Source organism: Sandaracinobacter sp. (assembly GCF_041909755.1).
Taxonomy (GTDB): domain Bacteria; phylum Pseudomonadota; class Alphaproteobacteria; order Sphingomonadales; family Sphingomonadaceae; genus Sandaracinobacteroides.
Map to the genome: position 1 here is coordinate 55196 of NZ_JAYRCW010000001.1, position 8539 is coordinate 63734.

At 66.4% G+C, this 8539-nt stretch carries 7 protein-coding genes; 1 reads left to right on the plus strand and 6 read right to left on the minus strand.

The window, feature by feature from the left end:
- Positions 1 to 133 precede the first annotated feature (133 nt).
- The 5 genes from ACE3O8_RS00270 to hflK all read right to left on the minus strand — a co-directional run bounded on the left by ACE3O8_RS00270 (position 134) and on the right by hflK (position 6294).
- Positions 134 to 1645, minus strand: a complete 1512-nt coding sequence (locus tag ACE3O8_RS00270; RefSeq protein WP_374385536.1) for a helicase HerA-like domain-containing protein — start codon at positions 1643 to 1645, stop codon at positions 134 to 136.
- A 90-nt stretch (positions 1646 to 1735) separates the two neighbouring features.
- Positions 1736 to 2515 carry a PEPxxWA-CTERM sorting domain-containing protein gene (locus ACE3O8_RS00275; RefSeq protein WP_374385538.1) on the minus strand — a complete coding sequence of 260 codons (780 nt, stop codon included), beginning with the start codon at positions 2513 to 2515 and terminating at the stop codon, positions 1736 to 1738.
- A 144-nt stretch (positions 2516 to 2659) separates the two neighbouring features.
- Positions 2660 to 4237 carry a Do family serine endopeptidase gene (locus ACE3O8_RS00280; protein WP_374385540.1) on the minus strand — a complete coding sequence of 526 codons (1578 nt, stop codon included), beginning with the start codon at positions 4235 to 4237 and terminating at the stop codon, positions 2660 to 2662.
- A gap of 93 nt (positions 4238 to 4330) precedes the next feature.
- Positions 4331 to 5173, minus strand: a complete 843-nt coding sequence (gene hflC / locus ACE3O8_RS00285) for a protease modulator HflC (protein ID WP_374385543.1) — start codon at positions 5171 to 5173, stop codon at positions 4331 to 4333.
- Complete coding sequence (gene hflK / locus ACE3O8_RS00290) at positions 5170 to 6294, minus strand: FtsH protease activity modulator HflK (RefSeq protein ID WP_374385545.1); 1125 nt, start codon at positions 6292 to 6294, stop codon at positions 5170 to 5172. The genes hflC and hflK overlap by 4 nt, the downstream gene beginning before the upstream one ends.
- 113 nt (positions 6295 to 6407) lie before the next feature.
- Here hflK and ACE3O8_RS00295 point away from each other — a divergent pair, with 113 nt between their 5' ends.
- Positions 6408 to 7415, plus strand: a complete 1008-nt coding sequence (locus ACE3O8_RS00295; protein ID WP_374385547.1) for a P-loop NTPase — start codon at positions 6408 to 6410, stop codon at positions 7413 to 7415.
- A 10-nt stretch (positions 7416 to 7425) separates the two neighbouring features.
- Here ACE3O8_RS00295 and ACE3O8_RS00300 read toward each other — a convergent pair.
- On the minus strand, positions 7426 to 8539 hold a 1114-nt coding region (locus tag ACE3O8_RS00300), incomplete at its 5' end, for a TldD/PmbA family protein (protein WP_374385549.1).

Consider the following 8539-nt stretch of genomic DNA (forward strand, 5'->3'; position numbering starts at 1 on the left):
GCTTCGACAGGCTCAGCCTGAGCGGGGGGTAAAGGTTCTGCCGCCTGCGCAATCTGTTGAGCAGGCTTTGGATGTGGGTGCAGGGCGCACGGCGCCCTGCCGGGGTGAAGGAGCGGCGCCCCTTCGATCTCCATCAGCGCTTCTTGAACAACCCGCCCAGGATCCCGCGCACCAGGCTGCGGCCGGCCTGCACGGCGACGGCCGTTGCGGTGGCGACGGCAACCTTTTCCATCTTGCCCATGGTGGAGTTGCGATAGGCGCGCTCGGCGGCGGCCTTTTCCTTCGCCTCCAGCGCGGCGGCCTTCTTTGCGGCGGCGGCTTCCTTTTCGGCCGACTGGGCGTCTGCCTGCGCGGCGACCTTGGCGGACAGGATCTCGAAGGCAGATTCCCGGTCCACCGCTTCCTCATATTTCCCCGCAACCGGGGAGCTGGAGAGGATCACCTTGCGCTCGCCCGGCTCCAGCGGGCCCACGCGGGATGCGGGCGGGCGGATGAAGACGCGCTCGACGGGGGAGGGCGCGCCATCGGCCATCAGCAGCGAAACGAGCGCCTCGCCGGTCTTCAGCTCCAGGATGGCGGTTTCCACATTGACGGCCGGGTTCTGGCGGAAGGTGGTGGCGGCGGCCTTCACGGCCTTCTGGTCGCGCGGGGTGAAGGCGCGCAGGGCATGCTGCACCCGGTTCCCCAGCTGCCCGGCGATCGCGTCGGGCACGTCGATGGGGTTCTGGGTGATGAAATAGACGCCGACGCCCTTCGAACGGATCAGCCGGACAACCTGTTCCACCTTGTCCAGCAGGGCCTTCGGAGCCTCATCGAACAGCAGATGGGCTTCATCGAAGAAGAAGACGAGCTTCGGCTTGTCCGGGTCACCCACTTCGGGAAGCTCCTCGAACAGTTCGGAGAGCATCCACAGCAGGAAGGTGGCATAAAGCTTGGGGCTGGAGATCAGCTTGTCGGCGGCCAGGATGTTCACCTGCCCGCGTCCGTCCTCGCCCACCTTGATCATGTCCGTCATCGCCAGCGCCGGTTCCCCGAAGAAGCGGTCCCCGCCCTGCGATTCGAGCGAGAGCAGCTGGCGCTGGATCGCGCCGATGGAGGCCGAGGTGACATTGCCGTAGCGGGTGGCGAGGTCCTTGGCATTGTCGGCGCACCAGGCCAGCATCTGCTTCAGATCCTTGAGATCCAGCAGCAGCATCCCCTGATCGTCGGCGACCTTGAAGGCGATGGCGAGGACGCCTTCCTGCGTTTCATTGAGGCCCAGCAAACGCGCGAGCAGCAGCGGCCCCATTTCGGTAACGGTGGTGCGGACAGGGTGGCCCTGTTCCCCGAACAGATCCCAGAAGACGGTGGGCGTGTCGGCATAGGCATAGGCGCCAAGGCCGATGTCGGCCGCGCGGGTCTGGAAGGGCTCGTGCAGTTTCGATGTGGCGGAGCCGGGCAGGGCCATGCCAGCGAGATCGCCCTTCACATCGGACAGGAACACGGGCACGCCGGCGCGACTGAAGCCTTCCGCCATGACCTGAAGCGTGATGGTCTTTCCGGTGCCGGTGGCGCCAGCGATCAGGCCGTGGCGGTTTGCGCGCTTCAGAACCAGCATCTGCTGGTTCGTTCCGCCCGATTGCGCGCCGATGAAGATGTCAGCCATTTCCCGATAGCCCCTGATTCCCGGATGTTATCCTATCGGTAGAGCAAATCGCGCAACCAGTGAAATGGCTGAATCCTTGAACCGCCCGGTTCAGCAGGCGATGGGACGCCTCCGGCGGGTTGCTGCCCCGACAAGCCCGAAGCCGGCGATCATCAGCGCCCAGGTGGCCGGTTCCGGTACGCCTGAAACACCGCCGCCCAAGACCGCGCTTGAACCGATCAGCCCGATTTCCGGGCCGCCGAAGAATGTGCCGCGCACATAGGATTGGCTGGAGGATTGGGGGGTAAGCTTCTCGATGGACTGGCCATAACCCCAGAGCAGCGAATCCGATGGCCCGACGGTTACATCTGCCTTCGCGAAGCCAGCGACCGGGAACCATTCGCTGCCGGCAACCAGACCAAACTGCGCGAGCACAGGGTTCCACACCGCAGCCTCCGCGGCCGCTGTACCCCACCAGCCCGCACCCAGTGAGACATAGGCGTTACCGCCGCCACTCACATAGGCCGCGAAGTCTGCCGTGTTCACGCTCTGCCCGAAATGGAAGACGGCATCATAGGCCGATGCGCTGGCCAAATCAAAAGTGGTGGCGTAGCTGACGGTCTTGCCAAGAGACTGGAACTGCGCCGTAGCCAAGCTTAGCATCGACTGGGAAACATTTCCGTTACCAGTCAGAAGCAGATAGTTGGACCCGCCGAAAGTTGCGGCAAGGCTGTTCACGAACTGCATGGTGCCGGCGGCGTATGGTGCCTCATAGGCGTGGTTCGACAACTGCCATTCATCGCCCGATGCGACCAGTGTTCCCGCAAAGCTGGCAGATGCAAGGCTGGCTGCGGCAGCCACAGCCGCGAAACGCGCGGACGAACCAATCATGTAATTATCCCCCAATAATGAACTGATGCAGCCTAACAGCCCATTGACTGGGGGACAAGGAAGTTCACGAATTTTTCCGGACTGTTAACTACTTCAGTGCGAGGCACCTGCCCGGATAATGGCCCGGCAGGTGCCTCATATCGCTTACTGGACCTTCACGCCCACGAAGCGGCCCGGCGTGTTGCCGCGCTGCACGAACAGCAGAACGGTGTCGCGCCCGGCCTTGCGCGCGGCGGCCACCGCATCGGCGGCTTCCTGCGGCGTCTTCACCGGTTGCTGGTTCACCGAGACGATGATGTCCCCGCGTTGCAGCCCTTCCTCGGCCGCGTTGGACGACGGGTTCACCTTCGCGACGACGACGCCCTGCACGGTATCGGGCAGGCGCAGCTGCTGGCGGATTTCCGGGCTGAGCGCCTGCAGCGTCAGGCCCAGCGACTTCCGGGCGGCTTCGGCGCCGGGCTGGTCGCCCTCTTCCTTGTCGGTGCTGTCGGCCTGCTCGGGCTGACCCAGAAGCGAAGCTTCCGAGGGACGCTCGCTGATCGTTGCCGTCAGCGTCAGGCGCTTGCCGCCGCGAATCACCTCGATCGGCACGCGGGATCCGATAGGCGTGTTGGCGACGATGTAGGACAGGCTGGTATCGGGCGACACCTCCTGCCCGGCCACCTTCACCACCACGTCGCCCTGTTGCACGCCGGCAGCGCGGGCCGGGCCGGACGGCTCGACCGAGGCGACGATTTCACCCCTGTCCTTGGGCAGGCCCAGGGACGAGGCGATCGCGGGCGTCATGTTCTGGATCTGCACGCCCAGATAGCCGCGCTTCACCTTGCCGGTGGCGCGCAGCTGATCGATCACGGGCTTCGCCAATTCCGACGGGATCGCGAAGCCCACGCCGACATTGCCGCCCGTGGGCGAGAAGATGGCGGTGTTCACGCCGATAACATTGCCGTTCAGGTCGAACAGCGGGCCGCCGGAGTTGCCCTGGTTGATGGACGCGTCTGTCTGGATATAGCGATCATAGGCGCCGCCGCCCTGGATGCCGCGATGCAGGGCCGAAACGATGCCCGCGGTAACGGTGCCGCCCAGGCCGAAGGGATTGCCGATGGCGATCGCCCAGTCGCCCACGCGGGTGCCTTCGGAATTGCCGAACTGCACATAGGGCAGGTTCTCGCCGTCGATCTTCAGCAGCGCGAGATCCGAAAGCGGATCGCGGCCGATCACGCGGGCGGTATATTCGCGCCGGTCGGACAGCGTGACGGTGATTGTGTCGACGAGCTTCTGCCCGTCACGACCGGAAATCACATGGTTGTTGGTGACGATATAGCCATCCGGCGAGATGACGAAGCCGGAGCCGAGCGAGGTTGCCTCCCGCGTGACGGGCTGGCCGTCCTCTGTCTGCTGCTCCTGGAAGCGGCGGAACAGATCCTCGAGGTTGGTGCCGGGGCCGAAGCGGGGGAAACGGCCCACTTCCACGCGCTGGGTGGTGGAGATGTTCACCACGGCCGGCTGCAGCCGGGCCGTCAGGTCCGCGAAGCTGACGGGCGCACCGCGCGGGGGAAGCGCCTGCACGGGGCCTGCGGTTGCCGGGGCTGCGGGCGCCTGCATGGCCGGCGCCTGCACGGCCGGGGCCTGTGCCAGCACCGGAATGGCGGTTGCGACGACAGCGGCAATGCCGGCCGAAAGACCGGCAGTCAGGAAGCGGCTCTTGTTCGAGCTGTCTTGCACGTGTGTTACTCCAAAGGGTCCTCTCACGCCCGGTTCTAACGGTGCGGCGATTGAATGGTGGCTGAACTGTTCAATATTGCCGCCGAACCGAAATCAACCGCCGCGCCGGCCCTGGAATTCCCGCAGGAATTCATTGCTGGGGCTGAGGACGACATTGCTGTTCCCTTGCGCGAAACTCTTCCGATAAGCCTCCATCGAGCGATAGAAGGTATAGAAATCGGGATCCTTGCCGAAGCTTTCGGCATAGACACGCGCCGCTTCCGCATCCGCTTCGGCGCGGATGATCTGCGCGTTCTTCGCCCCTTGCGCGCGGATTGTCAGCGCCTCCTGCTGGCGGGCGGTTCGCATCCGTTCGAAGGCGGCTTCCAGCGGGCTTCCTGGCGGCAGGTCGGCGCGCTTGATGCGGACGTCGATGATTTCCGCGCCATAGGCGAGCGCCGAGCGGTTCACCGCCAGCTGGATCGCATCCATCGATTGCCCGCGTTCGGGCGACAGCATGGCGTCGAAGCGCTGCTTGCCCAGTTCGTTGCGGATCCGCGACGAAAGGATGCGCGACAGTTCCTGCTGCAGCCGTTCCTCGCTGCCCACCGTCTGGTACATGCGGACGGGGTTGACGATGCGGAAGCGGGCGAAGGCGTCGACCACCAGCCGCAGCTGGTCTGTCGACAGCACCGTCTGTGGCGGAATGTCGAGCGACATGATCCGCTTGTCCACGAACACCGTGTTCTGGACGAACGGCGTCTTCAGGACGAGGCCGGCGCCGGTCTGCCCGAACTTCTGGTTCGGCTGATAGGTGTTCACGGTCGCCACGGGGCGGCCGAGCTGCAGGATGATCGCCTGCTGATCCTCTGGCACGCGGACGACGGAGACGGCCGCCAGGACGGCGAGCGCGGCGAGCCCGATGCCGCCGGTGAGGAGGGCGCGCTGACTGATCATTGCTGCGCCTCCTGCGCCTGGCGGTTGCGGCGCTGCACTTCGGGCAGCGGCAGATAGGCCTGCACGCCCGGCGCCTCGATCACGGTGGTGTCCACCTTGCCGAGCACGGATTCCATCGTTTCCAGATACATGCGCTTGCGGGTCACCTCTGGGGCTAGGCGATATTGCTCATAGACCTTGTCGAACGCGGCGGTGGCGCCGGCGGCCTGCGCCTGCACCTGCTGCGCATAGGCGCGGGCCTGGTTCAGGAACTGCTGCGCGTCCTGCTGGGCGGCGGACACGTCCTTGAACGCTTCGTCCACCGCTGCGGGCGGGTCGGCCTTGTTGATGTCCACACCCTGGATCAGCACGCCGGAGCCATAGGAATCGAGGATTTCCTGCACCCGTTCGCGCACCTGTTCCGCGATTGCCGCGCGTTCCGGGCCGATGGCGTTGTTCAGCGTGGAGCGGCCGACGATCTCGCGCATGGCGCTTTCCGTTGCGTCGCGCACGGTCGCGTTGGGATCGGCGATCTGGAACAGGAAATCTTCCGCATTCTTCACGCGCCAGCGCACGGCATAGGCGATGTTGATCACATTGCCGTCGCCCGTGATCATCAGATTTTCCGCATCCCCGTCGGTGGCGCCGATCAGATCCGTGCGGATATCCTCGAACTGGACCTTGGTGACCTGGTCGATCGGGGCCGGCAGCTTCATGTGGAAGCCGGGGCCGCTGGTGGAGGAATATTGCCCGAACCGCGTCACCACGGCCCGCTCGCCGGCATCCACGCGATAGGCCGACGTCATGCCGATCAGCACCAGCGCGAGGCCGCCGGCCACAAGGCCCCAGGGGATGTCGGGCATGCCGCGGCCGGTGCCGCGGTTGCCGCCGCCGCCCTGGCCGCCGCCCAGGCCGCGCAGCCGTTCCTGGCTGCGACGGATGAATTCATCGAAATCGGGGGTGCCGTTGCCGCGCGGGCGGTCGTCTCCCCCCTTTGGGCGGGGGGCATCCCCCCAGGGGTTCCGGGGGCCATCCTTGCCCTGGTTCGAAGGTCCGCCACTGGCGCCGCCCCAGGGATTCCGACGGCCACCGCCGCCCTTGTCACCTGAACCTTCGCCGTCCTCGTTGTTCTGCCAGGGCATGTAGGCCTTTCCGTCCCCATGTTCTGCACGCATTGCCGCAGGAATTGTTACCAGATTGCAGCAGCTCTTGAAGGGGATATAGGGGCAGCCTTCAAGGAAAGCGAGGGGCGAGCATGCCAGGCAGAGACGCTGCGGAACGCGCATTGCAGGCGATCGAGGATCCGGTTCGCCCCGGCAACCTGCTGGAAAGCGGACGGGTTTCCGGCCTGGTGGTGCGCGATGAGCAGGCGGCGGGCCTTGTGCTGGCAGTCGACGATCTGGCGAAGGCGGCCGCCCAGGCGCTGGAAGGCCGGATCGACAGGGCGCTGAAGCTGGCCGGATTTACCTCTGTCCGCGTCATCCAGACGGCGGAGCGCGGCGATGCGCCCCGGCCGCAGGGCGCCACCGTTCCGGGGGTTCGCCACATCATCGGCGTCGGCGCCGGGAAGGGCGGGGTGGGCAAATCCACCGTCGCCGTTGGGCTGGCGCTGGCGCTGAAACGGCGCGGGTTGAAGGTGGGCCTGCTGGATGCGGATATTCAGGGGCCGTCCGCGCATATCCTGCTGGGCATCCGGGAACGGGCGCGGGCCACGGCGGACAAGCGGCTGATTCCGCTGGAATGCCATGGTCTGAAGATGCTGGGCATGGGCGTGATGGCCGATCCGGACAAGGCGGTCGCCTGGCGCGGCCCGATGGTGGCGGGGGCCATGGTGCAGATGGCGACGGTCGCCGATTGGGGCGAACTGGACGTGCTGGTGGTGGATCTGCCGCCCGGCACCGGCGATATCCACCTGTCTCTCGCGCAGAAACTGACCCCGTCCGGCGCGCTGGTCGTCACCACGCCGCAGGCGCTGGCCCGCGCAGACGCCCGCCGCGCAGTCGCCTTCTTCGAGCAGTTGAAGGTGCCCGTGCTGGGCGTGGTGATGAACATGGCGGGGATGGTGATGCCGGACGGGCAGGTTGTTCACCCCTTTGGTGAAGCGCCGGCCGACGCCGGGCTGGGGGCGGACACCATCGCAAGCCTGCCGCTGGACCCGGCCGTGGTCGCCGCTTCCGATGCGGGGACGCCGATCGAGACCGGCTCGATTGCCGCAGGTCTGGATACAGTCGCGGCGCGGATCGCCACTCAGCTGACGCTTTGAGCCGCTGATCCTACTGCCCCGCGACGGTCATTCCATCCACGCGGATCGTCGGCGCGTCGGTGGCGTGGCGGAATCGCAGATCGTTGGCGGGGATCAGCGCCTTGAACATGTCGCGCAGGTGGCCGGCAATGGTCGCTTCCGTCACCGGCTCTGCGAGCTGGCCGTTGCGGATGCGGAATCCGCCTGCGCCGCGGCTGTAATCACCGGTCAGCAGATTGACGCCAATTCCAATCAATTCATTGATATAGAGGCCGTCCTTTATATCTGACATCAGCTGAACGGGTGTGCTGCTGCCCGGTTCCAGCCACAGGTTCGAGGTGGAGACGCCGGGCGGGCCGCTGCTGCCCCGGCTGGCGTGGCCGGTGGGCGCAAGGCCAAGCTGACGGCCGGACGCGCTGTCCACCAGCCAGCCCGTCAGCATCCCCTTGTCGACGATGGCGCGCGGCGCGGTGCGCAGCCCTTCGCCATCGAAGGCGCGGGATCGCAGACCGCGCGACCGGTGCGGATCATCGCGAATGGTGATGCCGGGGCCGAACAGGGGCTGGCTTTCATGCCCCAGCACGAAGCTGGTCTTGCGGGCGATGCTGCTGCCGGTGATGGCGCCCAGCAGATGGCCGATCAGGCTGGCCGAGACGCGGGGATCGAACACCACCGTCATCTGCCCGTTCGGGGCCTTGCCCGGATTCAGCCGGGCCAGGGTGCGTTCGGCGGCGCGGCGGCCGACGGCGGCGGGCGATTCGAGATCGGAAAGGTGGCGGGCCTGATGCCATTCATAGTCCCGCTGCTTGTCTGCCCCTTCGCCGGCGATCACCACCGCCGAGGTAGAGACAGACGTGCCGCGTGCTGCCCCCCGGAAGCCGTGCGATGTGGCGAGCGCCGAGACGCTGAGGCCAGCGCTGGCCGATCCGCCCTCGCTGTTGGTGATGCCCTTGATCGCGCGGGCTGCATCTTCTGCCTCCAGCGCCATGGCCTTCAGCGTTTCGGGGCTGAGTGCCTCGGTGGCGGGGTCGAACAGGTCGAAATCCGCGAAGGGGCCGCTTGCCAGCAGGTCGCCGGGGGCAAGGCCCGCGAACCTGTCCTCGGTTGCTTCCCGGGCCATTGCGATGGCGCGCTCCACCGCTTCG

Bases quoted from the DNA above. Each gene is read 5' to 3' on its own strand.
- hflC (WP_374385543.1), bottom strand. From the start codon at position 5,173: ATGATCAGTCAGCGCGCCCTCCTCACCGGCGGCATCGGGCTCGCCGCG.
- ACE3O8_RS00270 (WP_374385536.1), bottom strand. From the start codon at position 1,645: ATGGCTGACATCTTCATCGGCGCGCAATCGGGCGGAACGAACCAGCAG.
- hflK (WP_374385545.1), bottom strand. From the start codon at position 6,294: ATGCCCTGGCAGAACAACGAGGACGGCGAAGGTTCAGGTGACAAGGGC.
- ACE3O8_RS00295 (WP_374385547.1), top strand. From the start codon at position 6,408: ATGCCAGGCAGAGACGCTGCGGAACGCGCATTGCAGGCGATCGAGGAT.
- ACE3O8_RS00275 (WP_374385538.1), bottom strand. From the start codon at position 2,515: ATGATTGGTTCGTCCGCGCGTTTCGCGGCTGTGGCTGCCGCAGCCAGC.